The organism is Bradyrhizobium sp. Kon69, assembly GCF_055807515.1.
Map to the genome: position 1 here is coordinate 99,109 of NZ_JBVVOS010000026.1, position 23,237 is coordinate 122,345.

Annotated in this window: 24 protein-coding genes; 13 read left to right on the forward strand and 11 right to left on the reverse strand. The window is 64.7% G+C overall.

Annotated features, from left to right (window positions below; genetic code table 11):
- Window positions 1-11 precede the first annotated feature (11 nt).
- Window positions 12-1,208 carry an FAD-dependent monooxygenase gene (locus tag AC0L3U_RS29730; RefSeq protein ID WP_473289427.1) on the reverse strand — a complete coding sequence of 399 codons (1,197 nt, stop codon included), beginning with the start codon at window positions 1,206-1,208 and terminating at the stop codon, window positions 12-14.
- Between the two features lie 146 nt (window positions 1,209-1,354).
- Between AC0L3U_RS29730 and AC0L3U_RS29735 the strand changes: the two genes are divergently transcribed.
- Window positions 1,355-1,831, forward strand: a complete 477-nt coding sequence (locus tag AC0L3U_RS29735; protein WP_211398202.1) for a MarR family winged helix-turn-helix transcriptional regulator — start codon at window positions 1,355-1,357, stop codon at window positions 1,829-1,831.
- Here the strand turns inward: AC0L3U_RS29735 and AC0L3U_RS29740 are convergent.
- The 3 genes from AC0L3U_RS29740 to AC0L3U_RS29750 all read right to left on the reverse strand — a co-directional run bounded on the left by AC0L3U_RS29740 (window position 1,800) and on the right by AC0L3U_RS29750 (window position 6,042).
- Entirely contained in the window at window positions 1,800-3,056 is a 1,257-nt protein-coding gene (locus tag AC0L3U_RS29740; protein ID WP_473364197.1) for an O-antigen ligase family protein, read from the reverse strand. The two genes, AC0L3U_RS29735 and AC0L3U_RS29740, sit on opposite strands and share 32 nt — an antisense overlap.
- A gap of 180 nt (window positions 3,057-3,236) precedes the next feature.
- Window positions 3,237-4,787, reverse strand: coding sequence for an undecaprenyl-phosphate glucose phosphotransferase (locus tag AC0L3U_RS29745; protein ID WP_473364198.1), 1,551 nt, complete (start codon window positions 4,785-4,787; stop codon window positions 3,237-3,239).
- Window positions 4,788-4,908: 121 nt separating this feature from the next.
- On the reverse strand, window positions 4,909-6,042 hold the full coding sequence (locus AC0L3U_RS29750) for a glycosyltransferase family 4 protein (protein WP_473364199.1): 1,134 nt from the start codon (window positions 6,040-6,042) through the stop codon (window positions 4,909-4,911).
- A gap of 203 nt (window positions 6,043-6,245) precedes the next feature.
- Here AC0L3U_RS29750 and AC0L3U_RS29755 point away from each other — a divergent pair, with 203 nt between their 5' ends.
- Entirely contained in the window at window positions 6,246-8,504 is a 2,259-nt protein-coding gene (locus AC0L3U_RS29755) for a GumC family protein (protein WP_473364200.1), read from the forward strand.
- Between the two features lie 72 nt (window positions 8,505-8,576).
- On the opposite strand, the gene AC0L3U_RS29760 is transcribed toward AC0L3U_RS29755, so the two are convergent.
- Complete coding sequence (locus tag AC0L3U_RS29760; protein ID WP_473364201.1) at window positions 8,577-9,758, reverse strand: GNAT family N-acetyltransferase; 1,182 nt, start codon at window positions 9,756-9,758, stop codon at window positions 8,577-8,579.
- A gap of 127 nt (window positions 9,759-9,885) precedes the next feature.
- Here AC0L3U_RS29760 and AC0L3U_RS29765 point away from each other — a divergent pair, with 127 nt between their 5' ends.
- Window positions 9,886-10,929: a polysaccharide deacetylase family protein gene (locus tag AC0L3U_RS29765; protein WP_473364208.1), complete on the forward strand. Its 1,044-nt coding sequence runs from the start codon at window positions 9,886-9,888 to the stop codon at window positions 10,927-10,929.
- Here the strand turns inward: AC0L3U_RS29765 and AC0L3U_RS29770 are convergent.
- Window positions 10,919-11,140, reverse strand: coding sequence for a DUF2842 domain-containing protein (locus tag AC0L3U_RS29770; protein ID WP_007611039.1), 222 nt, complete (start codon window positions 11,138-11,140; stop codon window positions 10,919-10,921). The genes AC0L3U_RS29765 and AC0L3U_RS29770 overlap by 11 nt on opposite strands.
- Window positions 11,141-11,248: 108 nt before the next feature.
- Between AC0L3U_RS29770 and AC0L3U_RS29775 the strand changes: the two genes are divergently transcribed.
- Window positions 11,249-12,331, forward strand: a complete 1,083-nt coding sequence (locus AC0L3U_RS29775; protein ID WP_473364202.1) for a COX15/CtaA family protein — start codon at window positions 11,249-11,251, stop codon at window positions 12,329-12,331.
- A 19-nt stretch (window positions 12,332-12,350) separates the two neighbouring features.
- Here the strand turns inward: AC0L3U_RS29775 and AC0L3U_RS29780 are convergent, their stop codons facing one another.
- From AC0L3U_RS29780 to AC0L3U_RS29795, 4 genes are all read right to left on the reverse strand, one after another.
- Window positions 12,351-12,695, reverse strand: a complete 345-nt coding sequence (locus AC0L3U_RS29780; RefSeq protein WP_247289433.1) for a hypothetical protein — start codon at window positions 12,693-12,695, stop codon at window positions 12,351-12,353.
- Between the two features lie 120 nt (window positions 12,696-12,815).
- The gene (locus AC0L3U_RS29785; protein ID WP_027567230.1) at window positions 12,816-14,096 is read right to left on the reverse strand and encodes an O-acetylhomoserine aminocarboxypropyltransferase; all 1,281 of its coding nucleotides are present in this window, start codon (window positions 14,094-14,096) and stop codon (window positions 12,816-12,818) included.
- Window positions 14,097-14,234: 138 nt separating this feature from the next.
- Window positions 14,235-14,819: a CoA-binding protein gene (locus tag AC0L3U_RS29790; protein WP_473364203.1), complete on the reverse strand. Its 585-nt coding sequence runs from the start codon at window positions 14,817-14,819 to the stop codon at window positions 14,235-14,237.
- 123 nt (window positions 14,820-14,942) lie between these two features.
- Window positions 14,943-15,767 (reverse strand): enoyl-CoA hydratase, encoded by an 825-nt coding sequence (locus tag AC0L3U_RS29795; protein WP_473364204.1) that lies wholly within the window; start codon window positions 15,765-15,767, stop codon window positions 14,943-14,945.
- Window positions 15,768-15,853: 86 nt separating this feature from the next.
- On the opposite strand from AC0L3U_RS29795, the gene AC0L3U_RS29800 reads away from it, so the two are divergent.
- The 6 genes from AC0L3U_RS29800 (at window position 15,854) to AC0L3U_RS29825 (ending at window position 19,539) form a co-directional block, all read left to right on the forward strand.
- Window positions 15,854-16,282, forward strand: a complete 429-nt coding sequence (locus tag AC0L3U_RS29800) for a PaaI family thioesterase (RefSeq protein WP_007603483.1) — start codon at window positions 15,854-15,856, stop codon at window positions 16,280-16,282.
- Between the two features lie 157 nt (window positions 16,283-16,439).
- Complete coding sequence (gene rplM, locus AC0L3U_RS29805; RefSeq protein WP_092028874.1) at window positions 16,440-16,904, forward strand: 50S ribosomal protein L13; 465 nt, start codon at window positions 16,440-16,442, stop codon at window positions 16,902-16,904.
- Between the two features lies 1 nt (window position 16,905).
- Window positions 16,906-17,385 (forward strand): 30S ribosomal protein S9, encoded by a 480-nt coding sequence (gene rpsI / locus AC0L3U_RS29810; RefSeq protein WP_007603485.1) that lies wholly within the window; start codon window positions 16,906-16,908, stop codon window positions 17,383-17,385.
- A 229-nt stretch (window positions 17,386-17,614) separates the two neighbouring features.
- Entirely contained in the window at window positions 17,615-18,847 is a 1,233-nt protein-coding gene (locus AC0L3U_RS29815) for a GGDEF domain-containing protein (RefSeq protein WP_473364205.1), read from the forward strand.
- Window positions 18,848-18,904: 57 nt separating this feature from the next.
- Window positions 18,905-19,141 carry a hypothetical protein gene (locus tag AC0L3U_RS29820; protein WP_473364206.1) on the forward strand — a complete coding sequence of 79 codons (237 nt, stop codon included), beginning with the start codon at window positions 18,905-18,907 and terminating at the stop codon, window positions 19,139-19,141.
- Between the two features lie 101 nt (window positions 19,142-19,242).
- Window positions 19,243-19,539 (forward strand): antibiotic biosynthesis monooxygenase family protein, encoded by a 297-nt coding sequence (locus AC0L3U_RS29825; protein ID WP_027518288.1) that lies wholly within the window; start codon window positions 19,243-19,245, stop codon window positions 19,537-19,539.
- Between the two features lie 6 nt (window positions 19,540-19,545).
- On the opposite strand, the gene AC0L3U_RS29830 is transcribed toward AC0L3U_RS29825, so the two are convergent.
- Window positions 19,546-20,679, reverse strand: a complete 1,134-nt coding sequence (locus AC0L3U_RS29830; protein WP_473364207.1) for an AI-2E family transporter — start codon at window positions 20,677-20,679, stop codon at window positions 19,546-19,548.
- A 133-nt stretch (window positions 20,680-20,812) separates the two neighbouring features.
- Between AC0L3U_RS29830 and AC0L3U_RS29835 the strand changes: the two genes are divergently transcribed.
- The 3 genes from AC0L3U_RS29835 (at window position 20,813) to AC0L3U_RS29845 (ending at window position 23,092) form a co-directional block, all read left to right on the forward strand.
- On the forward strand, window positions 20,813-21,517 hold the full coding sequence (locus tag AC0L3U_RS29835; protein ID WP_473289390.1) for a hypothetical protein: 705 nt from the start codon (window positions 20,813-20,815) through the stop codon (window positions 21,515-21,517).
- A gap of 90 nt (window positions 21,518-21,607) precedes the next feature.
- Entirely contained in the window at window positions 21,608-22,381 is a 774-nt protein-coding gene (locus AC0L3U_RS29840) for a gamma-glutamyl-gamma-aminobutyrate hydrolase family protein (RefSeq protein WP_456764073.1), read from the forward strand.
- A 276-nt stretch (window positions 22,382-22,657) separates the two neighbouring features.
- Window positions 22,658-23,092 carry a hypothetical protein gene (locus tag AC0L3U_RS29845; protein WP_473348629.1) on the forward strand — a complete coding sequence of 145 codons (435 nt, stop codon included), beginning with the start codon at window positions 22,658-22,660 and terminating at the stop codon, window positions 23,090-23,092.
- Window positions 23,093-23,237 lie beyond the last annotated feature (145 nt).

Genomic DNA, 23,237 nt, shown 5'->3' on the forward strand with positions numbered 1-23,237 from the left:
ACCTGATGCGCTTACACCGCCCGAGCGTCATACGCGTACATGAAATCCATGCTCTTTGCGCCCAGTGGCAACAGCCACTTCATCATCCGATTGCGGATCCACGCGCCGGTGGCGCTGAATTCGCGCTTGCTGTTGCCGTTGCGGCGGGCCAGGGCGACGATCTTTTCCGTGCGCGGGCGCCGTTCGGCCTCGAAGGCCTGGAAGGTGGCGCCGAGCTCCTGGCCTTGCTGCATCAACCGTGCGAGGCGCATCGCATCCTCCAGCGCGAGCGAGGCGCCCTGGCCGGCATGGGGGCTGGTCGCATGGGCGGCATCGCCGATCAGCAGCGAGCGCTTGCGCGACCAGGTCGGCAGGGTGGCGACGTCGAGCGTGTCGGTGACCACGATGTTCTCGGCTGCCTCGATGATGCCGGGGATCGGATCGTGCCAGCCGCGGTGGAAGCCGCGCAGGTGCTGCTTCAGCGTCGCACGGTCGAGCGCGCGGAACATCGCCGCGTCCATGCCGTGCGCGGGCTGCGTGCTCCACCACATCACGCCGTCGTCCGGATCGGGACTGCAATAGCCGTAGCCGAAGAAGCCGCTCTGCCCGAACGTGGTCTCGACATGCCGGCCGATCGGCCGGCCGTCGAGGACGGCGTGCGGCACGAAACCGCCGAAGCCGATCAATCCGGTGTCGAACGGCTGCGGCCCGTCCGGCACCACCTGGCGGCGCGCTACCGAGTGCACGCCATCGGCGCCGATCAGGAAGTCGCCCTCGGCCGTGGTGCCGTCGGCGAAGTAGGCGATGATCGGCTGGTCGCCGCGATCCTCGATCTTGATCAGGCGCTTCTCGAAATAGAGTGAAACGCACGCGCACCAGGCCTTGTCGATCAGCATCTCGTTCAGCGTGGCGCGGCAGACATTGACCGCGGGCTGGCCGAAACGCCGCGCCATGTCGCGATTGATCGAGCCGAGCCTCTTCCCGCCTTGCGAATAGAAGTCGAACGATTCCGCGATCGAGCCGCGGCTGATCAGCTCGTTCGAAAGGCCGATCTCGTCCATGACCTGCATGCCGTTCGGCGCGATCTGAAGGCCGCCGCCGATGCCTTTCGAATAGGGCCAGGCCTCGTAGATCGCGGACTCGATGCCGGCGCGACGCAGCAGAACCGCCGCGACGGGGCCGGCAATGCCGGCGCCGATGATCAGGGCCTTGCGAGGACGATAGGACATGGCTTGCTCCCGACGTTTCCGTGGTGCTAGGAGAATTATGGTCGCTAAATATCTTAGTGACTAAGATATATATCGAGTAAGATACGAGGTCTGTCTTGTCAAGGACGAAGGCGCGCGCTGCGCTGCTGCAGGAACTCGAGGAGGCGATGCGCAGGTCGTCCGCGCAGGGCGTGCTCTATGGCCAGACCGTTGCGAACGTTGCCGGAATTGCCAATTCCGACCTCGAATGCATGGACATCCTGTATCTCGAAGGCCGCGTCACCGCCGGCCGGCTCGCTGAGGTCACGGGGCTCACGACGGGGGCCATTACCGGCGTGGTCGACCGGCTCGAAAAGGCAGGCCTTGTCCGTCGTGAGCGCGACGATGCCGACCGTCGCAAGGTCTTCATTGCCGTCGTGCCGGAGGCGATCGAAAGGGTCGGCCAGTTCTACGTGCCGATGCAGCAGGCAATGGAGAAGGTTTTTGGCGGCTATTCCGACCAGGAATTGCGCCTGCTGCTGCGCTTCGCCAATGAGGGCTACAAGGGCGTGCTCGCGGCGACCGCGGCGCTGAAGGGCCTGCTCGACACGCCGCCGGAGAAACGCCCCGATCTCAAGCTGAAGAAGCTTCGTCGCCAGCCCTAGCCTTGTAGATCTGCGCAGCCGCGATCATGCCCCACATCGCGCCCAGCATCATCCAGAAATGCCGCCAGTGGTCGGTGTCGATCACGAAGCTTTCGCCGACGGTGCCGACGAAGGCGGAGAACACCGCCAGATAAGCGCGCTGCCAGGGCACGGGCACGAAGATGTGCCTGACACCCATGATGACGGTCGTGAAGACCAGCGCGGGATAGCAGATGCCTGACAGCCAGCCGCCGGACATGAAGGCGTTGAGATAGGAGTTGTGGGTGTCCTCGGGGAAGAAGCGGTGGAATTGCAGAGGGCCGATGCCGAACGGCAGGTCGAGCGCCATCTCCGCTCCCAGGATGTGCCGGCCGAACCGGCCGAACCTGCCTTCGTCATAGCTCTGGTCGAAGCTCGCGCGCTGCTTGAACATCTCGGCGGTGGAATCGAACGACATCAACACCGCGATCAGCGCGAGGCCGAGCACTGCGGCCAGGATCGCCATGACGATGATGCGCGAGCGCTGCGCGTTGGTGCGGCTGGTCAGCACCATCAGCGCCAGCATGAAGGCGGATGTCAGCACCAGCCCGCCCCAGGCGGCGCGGGAGAACGCGAGCAGGATCGCCAGCGACATGATGCCGAAGGCGAAGACGTTGCGAAATGCCTTGCCGAACTTGTCGGAGACGACGCTCTGCAGCGAGAACAGTGCCGGCAGGATCAGGAAGGCGCCGAGCACGTTCGGGTCCTTGAAGGTGCCGCGCGCGCGTCCGTACAGTGTGAGGAGGTCGTCGCCGCCGGGAACCAGGTGGAAGTAGCCGGCGACCGCCAATAGCGAGGCGACCATCGCGCCGACCACGAGCCCGCGGCGGAGCATGTCGAGCCGGGCCGCGGTGTCCTCCGACGTGACCATGGCGAAGAACACGACCGTCACCGCCATGTACCAGGAGGTTGCAATCCAGCTGACCACCTCGGACTGCTCGAACAGCGGGATCGCGCTGATCGTGTAGCCGATATTGAGCAGAACCAGCATCAGCACCAGCGGCATCAAAGCGAGCCGCAGACGCAGGCCGGTGGCGAAGAAGGTGACGGTGGCCAGCAGCGTCACGATCTCGTAGGGGCTCGGCTCGATGAAGACGATCGCGCCGGAGGCGCCGACCAGCCATACCAGCGCGCGCTGGAGGGCCAGCACGCCGGGCGCAGCGCGAACCGCTGCATTCATCTCCCCGGCTGTCGCCGCATACGCCATCACACGCTCATACGTTTACGCAACTGCTACGCCCACAAACACCGCTGTCATCGCGAGGCTTGACCGGCGATCCAGTATTCCGCGGCGCGCTTTGCAGAGAACGGCTGGCGCTGCGGAGTACTGGATGCCCCGCCCCAGTGCGCAACAGCGCACAAGGCGGGGCATGAAGGAGAAACTCAGTCAATACGCGTTCTCGTTTTTGGTCAGCAGCGAGATCGGCGTCTTCAGCAGAATCACGAGATCGAACAGCACCGACCAGTTCTCGATGTAATAGAGGTCGAACTCGACGCGTTTCTGGATCTTCTCTTGATTGTCGATCTCGCCACGCCAGCCGTTGATCTGGGCCCAGCCGGTGATGCCGGGCTTGACCCGGTGGCGGGCGAAATAGCCGTCGACGGCTTCGTCGAACAGCCGGCTCTGCAGCTTGCCCTGCACCGCATGTGGACGCGGGCCGACCAAAGAGAGATCGCCGGAGAAGACCACGTTGAACAGTTGCGGCAGCTCGTCGAGGCTGGTCTTGCGGATGAAGCGGCCGACGCGGGTAACGCGCGAGTCGTTCTTGGTCACGACCTTCGAGGCCGTCGGATCAGCCTGATGATGGTACATCGAGCGGAACTTGTAGACGTCGATGCGCTCGTTGTTGAAGCCGAAGCGCTTTTGGCGGAACAGCACGGGGCCGGGACTGTCGAGCTTCACGGCCAGCGCCACCAATCCCATCACCGGCAAGGCCACGAGCAGCGCGAGGGCGCCGACCACGCGGTCGAACAGCCATTTCATCACCAGGTCCCAGTCGGTGATCGGCGCCTCGAACACGTCCAGCGTCGGCACCTCGCCGATATAGGAATAGGAGCGGGGGCGGAAGCGCAGCTTGTTGGTGTGCGCGGAGAGGCGGATGTCCACCGGGAGCACCCAGAGCTTCTTCAGCATCTCCAGGATGCGCGTCTCGGCGGAGATCGGCAGAGCGAACAGCACGAGATCGACGCGGGTGCGGCGGGCGAATTCGACGATGTCGTCGACCTTGCCGAGCTTGCGCGCGCCGGCACAGGTGTCGAGCGCGCGGCTGTCGTTGCGGTCGTCGAACACGCCGAGCACGTGGATGTCGGAATCTTCCTGCTCCTTCAGCGCCTCGACCAATTGTTCGCCGTTGCGGTCGGAGCCGACGATGATGGTGCGGCGGTCGAGCCGGCCCTCGCGCCCCCAGGCGCGCACCAGCGAGCGCAGCACCAGACGCTCGCAGAGGAGCGCGGCGAGCCCGAGGACGTAGAAGGCGGCAAGCCACAGCCGCGAAATTTCGCTGCCGAACTTGGCGAAGAAGGAGATGCCGATGAACAGCAGGAAGACGAACGACCAGGACGAGATCATCCGCGTCATCTGCCGGAGCTGGCCGCGGAACAGCTGCACCTGATAGATGTCGGCAGCCTGGAAGCAGACCACGGCGGACACTGCGACGGCGATGACCTGCGCGGGATAGATCCAGCTGAAGGAGCCGGCGTGCGGCATGACATAGCCGAGATAGAGGACGATGCCGACGAGGCTCAGCAGCGCGAAATCGGCGAGGCGTACGAAGCCGGTGATCACGATCGGTGAATAGGCGCGGGCGACCTTCTGGTTGACGACGTCGAGCGCGGCGGGCGAGAGCCGTTGACGGCGCTCCACAAAGGACCGATCAGCCGGCTTTGCCGCGGCGCTGGTCGCGGCATCGAGCATCGAGCGTGCGTTGAGCGGTTCCACGGGCGTCCACGTCCATTCCAAAAACCCGCGGGGCCGCGTCCTTGCGCCCCGGGCGAGCATCCCCTGGCGCTTGGATTATCGGACAAATCGGAAGATTCTCTAAAGCGGGTCTTAAGAGTGGTTAGTGATTGGTAAATGCGTCGCGGTAGCCCGCGAGCACGCCCTCGACCATCGCCTGCTGGGAGAAATGCGCGGAGATGCGCTCGCGAAGCGACGAGGCGCGCTGCGCTGTTCCCAGCGGATCGTCGAGCGCGGCCGCAATCGCTTCCGCCATGGTGTCCGCGTTGCTCGGCGCAAACAGCGCCGGGTTCTCCGCGCCGAAAATCTCGGGAATGCCGCCGATCTTGGACGCGATCATCGGAATGCCGGCAGCACCGGCCTCGATCACGACATAGGGCATGGAATCGCCACGCGAGGGAACGACCAGCAATCGCCCCTTGGAGAAGCCGTAGCGTGCCTTGACGTGACCGATGAAGCGGATAGCGCTGGAGAGGCCGAGCCTCTCGACTTGCGCCTTCAGCGCCGCGGTCTCCTCGCCATCGCCGCCGAGCGTCAGCGTGACCTTCTTGCCGCCCTCGTGCAGGCGCGCCACCGCGTCGACCAGCAGATCGGCACCCTTGATGTGCCTGAACTCACCGACATAAGCGAGGTCGGTGGCGTCGTCGGCCATGACGACAGGTTCGAATTCCTCCGGCGTCACGCCGTTGAAGACGCAATGCACCACGCCCTTCGGCTTGCCGACGATGCGCTGATAGGTGTCGCGGGCAAACGCGCTTTCGAACAGGAACAGGTCGGTCGCGTCCATCAGCGTACGCTCGAGCCGCGCGTAAAACTCGCCCTTGAAGGTGTTGAGGGGATAATGCAACGAGCCGCCATGCGGGGTGTAGATGCGGATGCTGTCGCCGGATCGCCGCCGCATGCGGATGAAAGCGCCGGCCTTGGCACCGTGGCCATGCATCACGTCGGGCTTGAGCGTGGCGATCAGGCGCCGCAAGCGGAACCAGACCAGGACATCGTCGAGCGAGGGTTCGCGGCGGATCGCCATCCGGTGCACGCCGAGCTTCAGCCGCGGTGCGAGCTCGGCAAGGGCCTTGTCGGCGCGCTCACCACCGGTGAGACTGTCGGCGAGGATGCCGACATGATGGCCACGATCGACCTGGCCGTTGGCGACGTCGAGGATGTGGCGGAAGATGCCGCCGACCGGAGCGCGCACGGCGTGCAGGATGCGAAGCGGCTGGTCGGGAGAGGGGGGCATGATCAAAACCAGCGCTCGACGGCGAATGCTCGAACAATCTGACGAAATATCGAGACGGATTAAGAGCCCTCGTGGTTAACAAACGGTGACGGACGTGCACGCGCGAGCTGCCGCACGCCGCGATTAACCCAGCGGCAACCTTAATGGAGTGTAATCGCCCCGGTTGAGGTAGGTTCGTGGCGTTGCGCCTGCGGGAGTGTTCGATGCGTTTAGCGTTCTGGCGTGCCGGCAAGGACAAGGCGGTGGTCGAGCGGGCTGTCGCGAAAGCTGCAGCCAAGCGGGCCGAACCCGATCCTCGGATTGAAGCGAAGCCTGCGTCCGTTGCTCCGCGGCCGGCGCCAGTCGAATCCGGCGACATCGACCTGCACGCGCTCGGTGCGGCATTGGCGCGCAAGCGCGGCTGGATCATCGTGCCGACGGTGCTGGCACTCGTCACGTCCGTCGCGATCGTCAATCTCATCACGCCGCGCTACAAGTCTGAATCCCGCATCCTGATCGACGGCCGCGAGAACGTGTTTCTGCGCCCCAACAGCGATCGCGCCGAGGAACGGCAGGCGCTTGACGCCGAAGCCGTCACCAGCCAGGTGCAGCTCGTGCTGTCGCGCGATCTCGCGCGCGAGATCATCAAGAAGAACAAGCTTGCGGAGCGGCCCGAGTTCGATCCGGTGCTGCAAGGTATTTCGCCGCTGAAGTCGCTTGCGGCGCTGATCGGCATCGGCCGCGATCCGTTCTCGATGACGCCCGAAGAGCGCGTGCTGGACGCCTATTACGAGCGCCTGCAGGCCTACGCCGTCGACAAGTCGCGCGTCATCGTGATCGAATTCCAGTCTGCCGATCCCGATCTCGCCGTGCGCGTCGCCAATTCGATCGCCGACGGCTATCTCGTGCTCCAGCAGGATGCGCGCCAGGATCAGGCCCGAAACGCCAGTCAGTGGTATGCCGGCAGGATTGACGAGCTGCGACGGAATGTCTCCGAGGCCGAAGCGAAGGCCGAGGACTTCCGCTCCAAGTCGAGCCTGTTCGTCGGCACCAACAACACGACACTGTCGAACCAGCAGATGGGCGAGGTCAACACCCAGCTCAACAATGCGCGCGCGCTCAAGGCCGACGCCGAGTCCAAGGCGCGCCTGATCCGCGAGATGATCCAGAGCGGCAAGCCGATCGAATCGTCGGAAATTTTGAACTCGGAATCCATGCGGACGCCTTCGCAGCAGCGCGTGGCGTTGCGGGCGCAGCTAGCCGAGCAATCGTCGACGTTGCTCGGCAACCATCCACGCATCAAGGAATTGAAGGCACAGCTCGCCGACCTCGACACCCAGATCCGCGACGAGGCCGCCAAGCTCGCCCGAACGCTCGAAAACGATGCGCGTGCCGCAAGCGGGCGCGTTCAGGAATTGTCGGCGAGCCTCGAGCAGCTCAAGAAGCAGGCGACGGCCACCAACGGCCAGGACGTGCAGCTCCGCGCCCTCGAGCGTGAGGCCAAGGCCCAGCGCGACCTGCTTGAAACCTATCTCGCGAAGTACCGTGAAGCCAACACCCGCGAGACCATCGACACCGCGCCGACGGATGGTCGCATCATCTCGCGCGCCGTCGTGTCGAACACGCCGGCCTATCCGAAGAAGCTGCCGATCGTGCTGATCGCGACGATCGCGACACTGCTGCTCTCGTCCGGCGTCGTCGTCACCGGAGAATTGTTGCGCCAGACTGCGCCTCGTGCGGTCGCGGTGTTCACGCAAACGCGGACGCCGGCGCGCTATGAATCGGTTGCCCAACCGATGGTCGTCGAGCCCTTCGTCGATCCGGTCATGGCAGAACCCGCACCGCTTCAGCCGGAGATGACGGCTGATGCCGATGTCACCGAATTCGCGGAGATCGAGCAACTGGCCGACAGCCTGCGCGCCGCCGGGACCATGGCAAAGAAAGTCACGGTGCTCGGCACCGCGAGCGGCGAAGCCATCACGCTGTCGACGCTGACATTGGCCCGGCACCTGGCGCGCGATGCGCGGGTCGTCGTGGTCGATCTCGCCGCGTCCTCGCCGACCATGGCCGCCGTGTCCGTCGATGCCTCGGCACCCGGCCTTGCCGAGCTGATGCAGGGCGAGGCATCGTTCGCGCAGATCATCACCCGGGACAAGCTCTCGCGGCTGCATCTGGTCATGGCCGGCCGCCCCGGCTTCGATCGCAGCCTGTTGCAGTCGCCGCGCGTGACGCTCGCGATCGACGCGCTGCTGCGCGCCTACGACCACGTGCTGCTCGATGCCGGCAGTGCCTCCGACCTTCCGGCCGAGCTCCTGACGGCGAATGCCCGCGCCGTCGTGGTGCCCGAGGTGTCGATGACGCCGGATGCGCGCGCGCTGATGTGCGAGCAGCTCGGCGCCGTCGGCTTCAGCGAAGTGACGATGCTGAGCAGGTCCGTGCAGCCGTCGGATGCGAGGGACGCGCCACGCGTCGTGGCGGCGTGATTGTTTTTCCCTCTCCCCTTGCGGGAGAGGAAGGGCAGCTCGCAAGTGGCGAGAGATCAAGAGGCTGAGAACTTACCCGAACGCCCGCCGCAGCCGCTGCGCCAGGTCGAACAGCATCTGGTTCTGCTTCACCAGCCGCTTGCCGTGGCTCAGCGAGGACATCGCCATCGCCGCGAGTTTTCCGCGTGACGTCAGCGGAACGAAGCTGTCGAAGATGTCCTGGTCGTCCTTGCAGAACATCCGCTTGTACTCGTCCGAGCCGATGCCGAGGTCGAGCGAGCGGTAGCCGCGCTCGGCGCAGCGGTCGATGATGTAGCGCATCAGGATCAGCCCGGGGCTGTAGCGGGCGTGCTCGGACATCGTGTAGGTGTTGAACATCATCGAGAAGCGCTGGCCGTCGGCGACGCCGGCGAAGATCGCGATCACCTCGTCGTCGCATTCGAGCGCATGGATGTCGATGACGCGGCCGTCACCGCGTGGCGCAAGGCAGGCGCTGCGGACGAATGGCTCGACGCCGGGCTCGGCGAAGACGTTGGGAAGCTTCTGTTCGGCCATCCGCGCCGGCTTGACGCGGAAGAACCAGTCGAGCAGGCGGGCGATGTCCGCATCGGTGGTCGCCAAATGATAGCGATAGCCGGCGAGCGCCTGAAGCTTCTTCTCCTTGCTCTTGAGGCGGCGGCGGAAGGAGTTGCTGATCCGCGATGCCGGCGGGCCGCCCGGTTCCATCGTGAGCAGCGGGCAGCCGTTGATCGCGCTCTGGCGCGGCAAATGCGCGAACGGGTTCTGCTGGTCGTTCCAGTGCAGCGGCTGCTGCGTCAGTGCGAGCACGTCGGCATGCTCGCCGAGCGGCGCAAGCAGCGCATCGAGATCGGCGCTGGCGATCTGCGCTGCAAATTCGGCGTTCCACAGGCCCATGTTGAAGGTCGTATGCTTGCCGCCCATGAAGCAGGCCGTGCGGACGCCGTGGTTTTGGCGCAGCGAGAGCGGCAGCAGCAGCAATGGCTGATGCTCGGCGTCGCGGGCAACAACGACGAAAGGGCGGGCGCGTTCGTGCTCGCCGACCAGACGCTGCCAGGGACTGAGCAGATCAAATCGCTGATAGGGCGTGAAGAGGTGGCCGGGCTGCTCGAAGGCGCGCCAGACGGCCTCGGCCGCGCTGAGATCGGTGACGATATCGACATGCGCGATGCGGCCCGCTTTCGACCGCGCGGGCAATTCTGCCGTCCGGCTTTGCATCGCCGCAGCCATGGTCATTCGCGAACCTGTCGAGAAATCAAAAATATGCGTAATTCGGCCTGTGGCCGACCTTTGCAAAGAAATGTCAACAAAGAGTAATGACTATAAGAGGGGGAACGGCCGCCGACGGGCGCGAGGTGTGACATTGGCATCCGACGACAGATGGCTGGAACGGCTGCGCCTCGAGCTGACCTGGCTCACGGGCCAGGCCGCGCTGCGCAGTCGTGGTGCCGGCGCCATCCTGCGCTTTGCGCATGTGCGGCCGCGGCGGCGCGGCGGGTTTCAGCCGCAGCGCGAGAACGAGATCACGCCGCATTTCCTCGATCGCGCCATTCGCGCGCTGAAGCGGTGGAAGTACGATTTTCTCGGCATGGACGAGGTCTGCCGGCGCGCGGTGACGCTGTCGGAACACCGCCGCTTCGTGGCGCTCACCTTCGACGGCGCCGGCAAGGATCTGATCGACTTTGCCTATCCGGTGCTGGCGCGCCACGCCGTGCCCTTCACGATCTACGTGCCCACGGCGTTTCCCGACGGCGTCGGTGAGGCCTGGTGGCTCGGACTCGAACAGGTGATCGCGCGCGAGAGCCGTGTCAGCCTGATGATGGGCGAGAAGGAGCAGCGCTTTACTGTGACTGGCAACGCCGAGAAGCAGGCGCTGTTTTCGTTCGTCGAGGCCTGGCTGCGCTCGCTGCCGCCGGCGGATGTGTCGGCTGCGATCGCAGACCTCTGCACGCGCTATCGGGTCGACCTTGCCGCGCTCTCACGCGAGGCATCGATGAATTGGGAGGATCTGGCGAGGCTTGCGGCCGATCCGCTGGTGACGATCGGCAGTGCGACCGTGAACTATCCCGTTCTCGCCAACATGAAGGATGCGGCCGCGCTGCGCGAGATGACGATGGGCAAGGCAGTGGCGGAAGCGGCCTTCGCTCGCGACATCCGGCATCTCGCCTTTCCGTTCGGCGATCGCGCCTCGTTCCGGCGCAGCCATGTCATCATGGCGGAGGAGGCCGGCTTTGCCAGCGCGGTGACGACGATCCCGGGCGTCGTGGACGCGGAGGGACGCACCAATCTGCGCGCGCTGCCGCGCATTTCCTGGGATGGCCGGGTACGCTCGCTGCGGATCATGCGGGTGCTGGTGTCGGGGGTTGCTTTTGCGCCGGTGAAGCCGACGGGTGGAACTACGAGCTAGTTTTCGCGCGGTCCGGTCGCTGCATCCAGCTCACAATCGGCATCGCTGGCAGCACCCAGCCCATGCCGACCACCACATAATAGATTGCCTGCCGCCAGCCGGATTCGGCGATCCACGGCATCTGCGCCAGCGCCATGCCGAGCAGGGCCCAGACGGTGGCGAGCACCAGGAGCAGGATGGTGCCGAGGAACTTGCGGGTGCGGATCGTCATGACGGAATATCGCGGCTTTCGCGTAACTTGCGCTGCGGAAGCGGGGGACTATAAGGGGCACGCAGTTTGGTTCAAGCCTTGCCCGTTCAAGCTCTGGTTTTGCCTCGAATGACGACGATTTCCGCCCCGTCCGAGCCGCATCGCGCCGTGCGCTGGTGGCTGATCTCAGTCGCTGCGCTGATCGCGCTGATGGTGTTGGTCGGGGGCGCGACGCGGCTGACGGAATCCGGACTCTCGATCGTCGAATGGAAGCCGGTCACGGGCAGCGTTCCGCCACTCTCGGAAGCGCAGTGGACGGCGGCCTTCGAGGCCTACAAGACGATCCCGCAATATCGCGAGCTCAACGCCGGCATGAGCCTGTCCGAGTTCAAGGAGATCTTCTGGTGGGAATGGAGCCACCGGCTGCTCGGCCGTTTCATTGGCGTCGCCTATCTGTTGCCGTTCCTGTTCTTCCTCTGGCGCGGCGGCCTGTCCGGCGAGTTGAAGCGGCGGTTGTGGCTGCTGTTCGGGCTCGGCGGGCTCCAGGGAGCAGTTGGCTGGTGGATGGTGGCCTCGGGGCTCTCCGAGCGCGTCGAGGTGTCGCAATATCGGCTGGCAACGCATCTTGTGCTCGCGCTCATCATCTTCGCCGGCATCGTTTGGACGGTGCGGCGGCTCGCCGAGCGTCCGCCGATCGCAGCACCCTCGCGGCTGCGCTTCACGAGCGCCTTGCTCCTGGTCGTGACCTTCATCCAGATCTATTTCGGTGCGCTGGTTGCGGGACTACGCGCCGGCCGCGCCTACAACACCTGGCCGCAGATCGACGGCGCGTTCATTCCCTCAGGGGAGCGGCTGTGGTTCGAGACGCCATGGTGGCGCAACATGTTCGACAATGTGCTGACGGTGCAGTTCGAGCACCGCATGACGGCCTATGCGCTGTTCGCGCTGGCGGCGTTGCACGCGTTCGATGCGGTGCGTTCACGCGCGGGGTCTGCGGCGAGCGGCGCGCTTTTGCTGCTGGGCGCGGTCAGCCTGCAAGGCGTGCTCGGCATCCTCACGCTGCTCAACCAGGTGCCGATTGACCTCGCGCTCGCGCATCAGGCGGTCGCGATCGTGGTGCTGACGCTTGCGGTGATGCAGACCGAGCGGCTCGCGACGCGTGGCGCAACCGAAGCGCAGCCGCGCGCAGTTCCCGTCGGTCAGGCCGGCTGATCACCATCAGCCCGGCTGATCAGCAATAGCCGTAGATGCCGCACGAATAGGGCAGGCGCCAGAAATAATCGACCTGCTTCCCGCCGTAATACGCGCCCTGGTAATCGTAGTCCCACGGGCGGCCGTAATAGCCCGGCAGCGTATGCGAGCCCGGCAGCAGTGGCGTCCCCGGCAAATTGCGGATGTAGCTGCCGATGCCGTAGGCCGGCGAGATCAGCGCATCCGGATCGGTCTCGACATAGACCTGCGGCGGCTCCTGCGGCGGAGCGGCAGCCCGCCGCCGCGGCGTGGCCGGCAAATCGGCCGCAATCGCAGCTGAGACCGTCAGCATCGCCGCAAGGGCAGGCACCATCCAGCGCAGCATCGTCGGCTCCGAATCAAAAGGGGCGATCCAGTGACGATGTATGCGGCAGATATGGTTAATGACTGTTAACTGGAGCCATATTCCGGGGCGCACTCAGGCGCCCCGGAATGACCAGGACAGCTACGCGCCCAGCGCCTGCTCCAGATCGGCGATCAAATCTTCCTTGTCCTCGATGCCGATCGAGAGCCGCACCACGTCCGGGCCGGCGCCGGACTTGACCTTGGCGGCGTCGTCGAGCTGGCTGTGTGTGGTCGAGGCCGGATGGATGACCAGCGAGCGGGTGTCGCCGACATTGGCCAGATGCGAGAACAGCTGCAACTTCGACACCAGGCTGACGCCGGCGTCGTAGCCGCCCTTCAGGCTGAAGGTGAACACGGCGCCGGCACCCTTCGGCGCGTATTTGCGCGCGAGCTGGTTGTACTTGTCGCTCGCAAGGCCCGCATAGTTCACCGCGGCCACCGCCGGATGGCCGGCGAGGAATTCGGCGACCGCTTTCGCATTGTCGCAGTGCTTCTGCATGCGCAGCGGCAATGTCTCGATGCCGGTGAGGATCATGAAGGCGTTGAACGGCGACAGCGCCGGTCCGAGGTCGCGCAGGCCGAGTACGCGGCAGGCGATCGCGAAGGCGAAATTGCCGAACGTCTCCTGCAGCCGGATGCCGTGATATTCGGGCCGTGGCTCCGACAGCATCGGATATTTGCCGCCGGTCGACCAGTCGAAGGTGCCGGCATCGACGATGATGCCGCCGATCGAATTGCCATGGCCGCCGAGAAACTTCGTCAGCGAGTGCACGACGATGTCGGCGCCGTGGTCGATGGGACGGATCAGATAGGGTGAGGCCAGCGTGTTGTCGACGATCAGCGGTACCCCCGCCTTGCGCGCCACCGTCGAGATCGCCTCGATGTCGGTGATGCTGCCGGCGGGATTGGCGATGGATTCGATGAAGATCGCTTTCGTGCGCGGCGTGACCGCGCGTTCGAAGCTCGCGATGTCGTCGGGATCGGCCCACACCACGTTCCAGCCGAAGCTCTTGAACGCGTGCGTGAACTGGTTGATCGAGCCGCCATAGAGCTTTCGCGCGGCGATGAACTCGTCGCCGGGCTGGAGCAATTGCTGCAGCACCACGACCTGCGCGGCATGGCCCGAGGCCACCGCAAGCGCGGCCGTGCCGCCTTCGAGGGCCGCGACGCGCTCTTCCAGCACCGCGTTGGTGGGATTGCCGATGCGGGTATAGATGTTGCCGAACGCCTGCAGGCCGAACAGCGAGGCGGCGTGGTCGGCGTCGTTGAAGACGAACGACGTCGTTTGATAGATCGGAGTCGCGCGCGCACCGGTGGTGGGATCGGGCTGTGCACCGGCATGCACGGCGAGGGTCGAAAATCCCGGAAGGCGATCGCTCATTGAGGGCGTCCTGTTCTCGTGGTCTGAAATCGCGCGGCATGCTGATTGGCGCCGCGGCTGCCGTCAAGGCGCGGCTTCACATCGGAACGATCGTGCTACGCATTGTCGCGTTCGCGAAATGAAACCTTCGCAACTGCGTCAGCTTTGCTCGCTCTTGTTCTTGGCGGCGCGGTCCGATGCCGCGGTTTCGCCGCCGCCGACACTCATCCGATTGAGGGATAGCCGCATGCCCTGCGTCGGCACCGGGGCGCGTTTGGAGCTCAGCGTGCGTGAATTGACGCCCATCCAGGAGATCTCCGAGGAGAGGCGGCCATATTCGATCTTGGGGCAGCGGTTCATCACCACCTTGATACCCAACGATTCTGCCTTCAGCGCCGCCGCATCGTCGCGCGCCCCCAGCTGCATCCAGATCACCATCGGCAGCGGATCGAGCGTGAGGGCTTCCTCGACCACCGGCATGATGTGACTGGAGTTGCGGAAAATGTCGATCATGTCGACGGGACGGCCGATGTCGGACAGCGAGGCGACGAAGGGTTTTCCGAGCAGCTCCTTGCCGACATGGCCGGGGTTGACCGGAATCATGTCGTAGCCGCGCTGGGCCAGATATTTGAACGCGAAATAGCTCGGCCGCACGTTGGCCGGCGAAGCGCCGACCATCGCGATCGACTTCACGTTGTTGAGGATGCCCCGGATGTAATTGTCGGGATAGGCGTCGTGGCTCATCTTCTTCTTTCTCTGACCCTCATGGTGAGGAGCGCGGCACGCGCGTCTCGAACCATGAAGCCGCAGTCGGGCCTCTATCCTTCGAGACGCCGCGTTCCGCGGCTCCTCAGGATGAGGAGTTGACTACTCATCCCGCCATGTCGGCGTGCGCTTCTCGATGAAGGCGCCGATGCCTTCCTCGGCGTCGCGCGCCATCATGTTGTCGGTCATCACCTCTGCCGCATAGCGATAGGCGTCTGCAAGGCTCATCTCGGCCTGGCGATAGAACGCCTCCTTGCCGAGCTTGACGGTGTAGGCGGATTTCAGCGCGACCTGTTCGGCCAGCGCAATGGCGGCAGCGCGCTCGGTGCCGGCCGCGACGACACGATTGACGAGTCCGATCTCGCGGGCGCGCGCGGCCGGGATCGGCTCGCCCGTCAGCAGCATCTCCATCGCTTGCTTGCGCGGCACGTTGCGCGACAGCGCCACCATCGGCGTCGAGCAGAACAGGCCGATGTCGACGCCGGGCGTGGCGAAGTGTGCTGCTTCCGAGGCGATGGCGAGATCGCAGCTTGCCACGAGCTGGCAACCCGCGGCGGTGGCGATGCCCTGGACGGATGCGACCACAGGCTTGGGCAGGTGCACGATCGCCTGCATCATCGCACTGCAGGCGGTCATCATCTCGGCGAAGAAGGCACGGCCACGGTCCGGGTCGGTGCGGCGCGCGGTCAGCTCCTTCATGTCGTGGCCGGCGGAGAAGGCGGGACCGTTGGCCGCGATCACGACGCCGCGGACGGACTTGTCGTCGCGGATTTCGTTGAGCTCGGCATGCAGGCTTGCGATCATCGTCGCCGATAGGCTGTTGCGGGCGGCCGGGCGGTTGAGGGTCAGGACCGCGATGGGGCCCACGGTCTCGCGCAGCAGGATCGGTGGTTGCGGGGAGGGGACGCGGGCGGCCTGGACGGACATCAAAGCGTTTCCGGTTGGATTATTGCGATTGGATGACGCGGATAACTTAATGTAACAGGGGACGTGAAGCGAGGGTGAGGGGTAGCATGGCGTTAGCGAAAATGAGCGTGGCGGAGCTTGAGCAGTTCCTCCGCAACGAGTTTCCCCAGGCCTTCAGCGGCGACGACATCACGATCGAGAGCGCGGACGGTCAGGCCTGCCTTTTGCGTCAGCGCTATAGCGAAAAGATGCTGCGGCCGGGCGGAACCGTGTCCGGCCCGACCCTGATGGCACTCGCCGATTTCGCGATGTACGTGGTGCTGTTGTCCGCGATCGGGCCGATCGGGCTCGCCGTCACCACCAATCTCAACATCAACTTCCTGCGCAAGGGGCAACCCGGGCAGGACGTGCTGGCGGAGGCGCGGCTGCTCAAGCTCGGCAAGCGCCTCGCGGTCGGTGAGGTGAAGCTGTTGTCCGGTACCTCGCCCGATCCGATTGCCCATGTCACCTCGACCTATTCCATTCCAAACGTTTGAGCTTTTTGCGGGTATCTCAATACCATATTTCTAAGCACTTGATATTACACATGTAAATTGCGCCTTTGGGCATTGACCGCGGCGCCGCTGTTCTCTAGAAATCCGCCAGTCCGGTGCGGTGTTCGCGCCGATGCTCCCCGTCCACGGAAACTCTGACATGAAAACCTTTTCGGCAAAGCCGGCTGAGGTGACGAAGAAGTGGGTATTGATCGACGCCAAGGGTCTGGTCGTCGGCCGTCTCGCCACCATCGTCGCCATGCGCCTGCGCGGCAAGCACCTCCCGACCTACACCCCGCACGTTGATTGCGGCGACAACATCATCATCATCAACGCGCAGCATGCGGTTCTCACCGGCCGCAAGCGCGAGCAGAAGACCTATTACAAGCACACTGGTTACGTCGGCCACATCAAGGAGCGCACCGCGCGCCAGATCCTCGAGGGCAAGCATCCCGAGCGCGTGCTCGAGAAGGCCGTCGAGCGCATGATCCCGCGTGGCCCGCTCGGTCGCGTCCAGATGGGCAACCTCCGCGTCTATGGCGGCGCCGATCATCCGCACGAGGCCCAGACGCCCGAGAAGATCGACATCGCCAAGTTGAACCGCAAGAACACGAGGGCCGCATAACATGGCCGAATCCATCCAGTCGCTCGACCAGCTCTCGCAGCTCAAGACGGCGGCCGCGCCCGACGCGCCCAAGCACGAGAAGAAGGTCGACAAGTTCAACCGCGCCTATGCCACCGGCAAACGCAAGGACGCGGTCGCCCGCGTCTGGATCAAGCCGGGCGCCGGCAAGGTCACGGTCAACGCGCGCGAGGTCGAGGTCTATTTCGCCCGTCCGGTGCTGCGTATGATGATCGAGCAGCCGTTCTCCGTGGCCGCGCGCTCCGGCCAGTATGACGTGATCTGCACCGTCGCCGGCGGCGGTCTGTCCGGCCAGGCCGGTGCCGTCCGTCACGGCATCTCCAAGGCGCTGACCTATTTCGAGCCGGAGCTGCGCACCGTGCTCAAGAAGGGCGGCTTCCTCACCCGCGACTCCCGCGTGGTCGAGCGCAAGAAGTACGGCAAGGCCAAGGCCCGCCGGTCCTTCCAGTTCTCGAAGCGTTAATCGCTTCGGTCGCATTCGCCGCGAAAGCGGCTTCAATGAGATGCAAAAGGGCGCTGATTTCAGCGCCCTTTTTGTTGTTCGTTTGTATGCAAATTGATGGCGTGTTTCCTGAAAACTTGGGCCCGCATGAAAACCTGAATGGAACCCGCGAGACATAGCGTCGCATTTGGAAGGGCGCGCAAATCGGTTGAGCCGATCGCGTAACTGCTATGTCTAAGAGGGGGCCGACATGATGTCGCTCGATAGCATCACGCTCTATTTGGTCGCCACCATGGTCGCCGCACTGCTCGGCGCCATGATGGTATTTTTCGGAAGGCAGGAGAACAGCCCTGCGCTGAAATGGTGGGGCACCGCCTATCTCCTTGGCGCTGCATCGGTGGCGCTCTGGACGGCGGCCGGCGAGAAGTTGGGGCCGCATCTTTACCTTGCGCTGAACGCGGTCGGCTTCGTCGCCTGCGGCATGGTGTGGAATGCGGCGCGTGTCTTCCACGGCCGCAAGCCGAACTGGCCGGGTCTCCTGGTCGGCGCGCTCGCCTGGACCGCTGCCGCCACGCTGCTCGATCCCGCCGCATCCATGCTCCGCATGATCGTCGGCGCCGGCATCGTCTCGGTCTATGCGGCGCTGACGGCGAGCGAGCTCTGGGTCGAGCGGCGCAAGAGCCTGCAACGGCGCTGGCCGGCCTTCGTGGTCCCGGTGATGCACGGCTGCGTCTTGATGCTGCCGATCCTGCTCGGCAGCTTCCTGCGCCCGAACGATGCCGGCTTCTCCACCAGCATCTGGGTCACCTTGTTCGCGGTCGAGCTCGTGCTCTATGCCGTCGGCACCGTGTTCGTGATCTTCATGCTGGTGTCCGAGCGCACGGTCACCGCGCACCGGACCGCCGCGTCCACCGATCCGCTGACCGGCATGCTCAACCGCCGCGGCTTCTCGGAAGCCTGCGGACGCGTGATCGAGCGCGAGGCCAAGGCCGGCCGTCCCGTGACCGTGATGATCTTCGACATCGATCATTTCAAGTCGATCAACGACCGCTTCGGCCATCCCGCCGGCGACGAGATGCTGAAACTGTTCTCGACCGTCGTCGTCAGCAATCTGCGCATCAGCGACATGTCGGGTCGCATCGGTGGCGAGGAGTTCGCAGCCCTCCTGCCGTGTTCGCTGGAGGAGGGCGTGCTGGTCGCCGAGCGCGTGCGCGAGGCCTTCGAGACCTCCGGGGTCGTGGTCGACGAGGGCCCGGTCGACACCACCGTCAGCATCGGCGTCGCGGGCGGTCCGGCCGGCACCGAGCTCGAAGTGCTGCTGGCCTCGGCCGACACCGCGCTTTACCAGGCCAAGCGCGGCGGCCGTAACCGCGTCGAGGCGGCGGAGGAGCTGCCATTGTCGCTGGAGAACTGGCGCCGCCAGAGCGCCGCACGGATCGGCGTCTCCAGCACGCAGTCCAAGGCGCAGACGGCGACAGCCTAGGCAAAGGAGGCCTTGCGGTAATCCCCTGTTTACCATTCGATCCCTACCATTGCGGTCATGGAATCGATCCGTCGACAGAACCCGCAGACCGCCCTGATGTCGCTCGAAGCCGCGGCGACTTCGGCACGCGGCGGCTTCGCCTGCCTGTTCTCGACCGCGGACGAATACGAGAGCGCGCTGATCACCGAGCGCCGCGCCCAGGGGCATTACACGCAAGGCCGCGATTACTGGCCGCTCGCGCTGTTCGCCGGTTGTGCGCTGATCGTGGCGGGCACCGTTCTGCTGCTTGCCTGAGTGATCCGCATTTTTGGACCGGGCAGGGCGCCGTTTCGGCGCCTTTTTCTTTGTCGCGGGCTGCGCTAGACACGCCCATCGAACAAAATGGGTGGAAACAGATGATCACCGAGATCGCGCAAATCGACGTCAAGCCTGGCAGCGAGAAGGACTTTGAGGCCGCAGTCGCCAAGGCCAAGGCCGCTTTCGGCCGCTCCAAGGGTTTCCATGGTTTCGAGCTGCACAAGTCGATCGAGAAGCCGCAGCGCTATCGTCTGATGGTGAAGTGGGAAACGCTCGAGAACCACACCGTCGATTTCCGCGGCTCCGAGAATTTCACCGAATGGCGCGGCCTCGTCGGCCAGTATTTTGCGGCACCCCCCGAGGTCGAGCACACCGAAACCGTGCTCACCACCTGAGGCGGCTCAGGTCGCCTCGGCCACAGGCAGCGCTTCATACGTCTTGAAGTGGTCGATCACGACCTTGGCGATGGCGACCAGAGGCAGCGCCAGCGCCAGGCCCCAGATTCCGAACACGACGCCGAGCAGGATCTGGAACGCGAACAGCGTGGCCGGCGGAATGTCCAGTGCCTGCCGCTGCAGGATCGGCGTCAGCACATAGCTCTCCATGGCGTGCACGCCCATGAAGAGGAGAAAGGCCGACAGCGCCGGAATCCATCCCGAGGCGAGGCTCGCCAGCACGACCACCACGCCGGCGATGATGGCGCCGACGGTCGGGATGAAGGCGAGCAAGCCTGCCTGGATCCCCAGGATGAACGACCCGGGAATGCCGATAAGGACGAGCCCGATCCAGGTCACCACGCCGACCGCAAGCATCACGATGATCTGCGCGATCAGCCAGCGCTCCAGCGTCTCGCCGATGCCGTCGATGATGAGGGTGATGCGGGCGCGATGCCTGGCCGGCGCCAGAAACAACAGGCCGTCATGATAGACCGCGGGCTGCGCGGCGAAGGCGAGCCCCAGGAACAGCACGATGAAGATGTTGCCGACCGCGCTGATGGTGCCGAGCAGCAGCTTGAAGGTCTGGCTCACGATCGCCCCGCCGCTCGAGGCCAGCGCGCCCGCGCCCGGCAATCCGCCGTGCGAGCCCGAGTTCGGCGCGGGCGTCGGCGTCGCATCGGTGGAGGCAGCGGGTGCGGCGTTGCCGAGATCGAAGAAGCTGGTGTCGATCCCATGGTTTTCGAGGAAGGACCGGACGTTGGTGATCTGCGACTTGATCGTCTTGCTCAGCAGCGAGGCCTGCTCGGCAATGGTGGCGCCGCCGAGATAGGCAACGCCTGCGAGCATCACCGCCAGCGCGGCACAGACGATGGCGAGCCGGACCGCGTGGGGCAGGTGCACGCGGCGGCCGAGCGCGTTGGTCAGCGCGTTGAGGCCGACGCCGAGCAGCATTCCGGTGAAGATCAGGAGCAGGGTGGCGGCAAAATACCAGGTGAAGACCAGCATTGCCGTGAACAGCACGATTCCGATGCCCCCGACCGAGATCGCCCAGGCCAGATCGGTGCGGGTCCGGGGTCGTTCATCTGCGGGAATGGTCACATCGGGTCCTCTTCAGCGCGGTGCGCCGTACTCTTTCGACAAACGCGATCCGGATCAAGACCGCGTCAACGCGCTGGTTTGACGCTGCCGCGTGAACCGTGCAGAGCGATGAGGAAAGAACAGGTGAGGGTGCTTGAGTTTCATCAGCAAGTGGGCCGGTCTGCTCGGCCTTCTCGCCGTGCTCGTGATAGGCGACCAGATCCGGATCAACCGGCCCGGTCACAAATATCGCCTCACGGTCGAGGTGACGACGCCTGACGGGATCAAGACCGGCTCGGGCATTCTGTCCGTCGTGCCCGATCGCGGCTATAGCCGGGGCGGCCGCACCACGATGCGCGGCGAGGCTGTGTTCGTCGACCTCGGCCGGGGAAAGAATGTGGTGGCATTGCTCGCGCATCAGCAGGGCGCGAAGCTCGATCTCGACGACATCAACTATGTCGCGCTCCGCGCTTATGGTGCCGCGCGCGGCAACCGCGTCTCGTTCAACGAGCTCAACCGGCAGACCGGCGTCGTCGCGGTGCAGGGGGACCTAATGCCCGTGCTCGTGAGCTTTGGCGATCCCCTCGACCCTGCGACCGCGCGGCTTGTCACCGGCGACCATGCGGAGGCGGTCCTGGGCGACGGCTATGCACTCCATGGCCTTACCGCCGAAATGGTGCCCAACGGGCTTTGGCCGATCGATTTCGGTGGCGCGCTCGGGGAGTCCGTGACGCGTGGAATCGAGACGAAACTGCCCTGGCTGGCTGCGCCGGGCGACCCGGCGGCGACCGCACTGAAGGCCGCCGGCCTGCCCCTCGGCGGCGCGATCGTGGCCCGGGAGGCATTTGCGCGAAAATAGCATTGCCGTCCCGCGTACCCTTCTGTTGAATTTGTTCCATCCCAGGGGCATGTTTGGAGAATCTTCTTCGGCGAGAGGTCTGAACGGAAGATGAGAAAGCCGGTCGTCGGCGTGATCGGGAACGCCCATCGCGTTGAAAATCGATTTCAGGTCCAGATGGTCGGCGAGCGTAATCTGCGCGCCGTGGCCGAGGTTTCCGGTGGCCTGCCGGTGATGTTCGCGGGCTCGCCCGACATCACCGATATCGGCGCGCTGCTCGATACCGTCGACGGCATCGTGCTCACCGGTGCTCGCGCCAACGTGCACCCGACCCGTTTCAACGTCGATCCGTGCGAGGCGCACGAGCCCTACGATATTCACCGCGACGAGGTGGCGCTGGCGCTCTCGGTCGCCTGCGTTGCCCGCGGTATCCCGCTGTTCGGCATCTGCCGGGGCCTCCAGGAGATGAACGTCGCCTTCGGCGGCTCGCTGCATCCCGAGATCCGCGAAATCCCCGGCCGCATGAACCATCGCATGCCCAGGCTCGAGAACGGTGAGATCCATCCCGATCCGACCGTGGTGTTCGCCGATCGTCACGACGTCGATCTGACGCCGGGCGGCGCGTTCGCAGAATTGCTCGGCTGTGACAAGATCAGGGTCAATTCGCTGCACGGCCAGGGCATCCTCGATCCCGGCAAGCGCGTGCTCATTGAGGGCATTGCCGAGGACGGCACCATCGAGGCAATCCGCATCGCGGAAGCCAAGGCCTTTGCGCTCGGGGTGCAATGGCACGCCGAATACGATCCGCAGCACAATCCGATCAACCGGAAACTGTTCGAGGCGTTCGGTCAGGCCATGGTGGCGAAGCAGCGCGCGGCGGCGTAGCTGCGGGGCTGCGGGGCTTCACCGAGGCCTACAACCATCGTCATCGTGAGCGCTGCGAAGCAAATCCACTCGCTGTCGGGTGACGGCGTGGAGGCGACCTCCGACAGCGCGGCTCTCCTGAAGTTTGCGCCAGTGGTGAGAAAGATCGGCGTGAATTTTCCCGACAGTGAGGAGGCCGTATGACTGTTGGGGCAGATTGGTCCGCGTAGGATGGGCGACCGAAGCGAAACCCATCGTGCTGCGCGGACCTGAGCGTCGGACGTCACGGAGATTGGGATGGATGTCGGTGAGAGCCTAACTGCTCATTTTGGGGGTCGCCATCTCGTAAGGGTGACGCGCCGAGAGTTCGATTGGAATTTCAGTTTCGGGGATGCTGTCGCTTCAGGCCTGAGCGCCGAATGTCCGTGGCGGATTATCCACGCGAACGGAATTGCTTTCGCAAGCAGCGATGATGGTCATCAGTTTGGTCTGGCGGCTCCGCTCGATGGCGAGAAAGTAGCGTTAAGTCTTCTCGGAGAGAAGCCCATCGAGCGGGTTGCAATCCGCTCGGACACAGGAGACCTGTCGATCTGGTTTTCTGGCAATGTCCTCTTGGAAATTCTCAACGTGTCCTCTGGCTATGAGGGATGGAACATCGGCATTCCGAGGCTATCGATCGTTGCGACCGGCGGCGGAGGATTGGCGATTTTCGCGAACGCGCACGAGAACTAGTCCCCAGGATGGATTTCGCGGCGCTGAACGCATCCTACGAATTACCGACAGCGCTTGCGATCTCTCGGGTGACGTTGCCCCCGCGGCTTAATCCATGTTGAACTGGAGTCTGGCCCTTTAGGGAAGGACCAGAGATGAAGCGGAA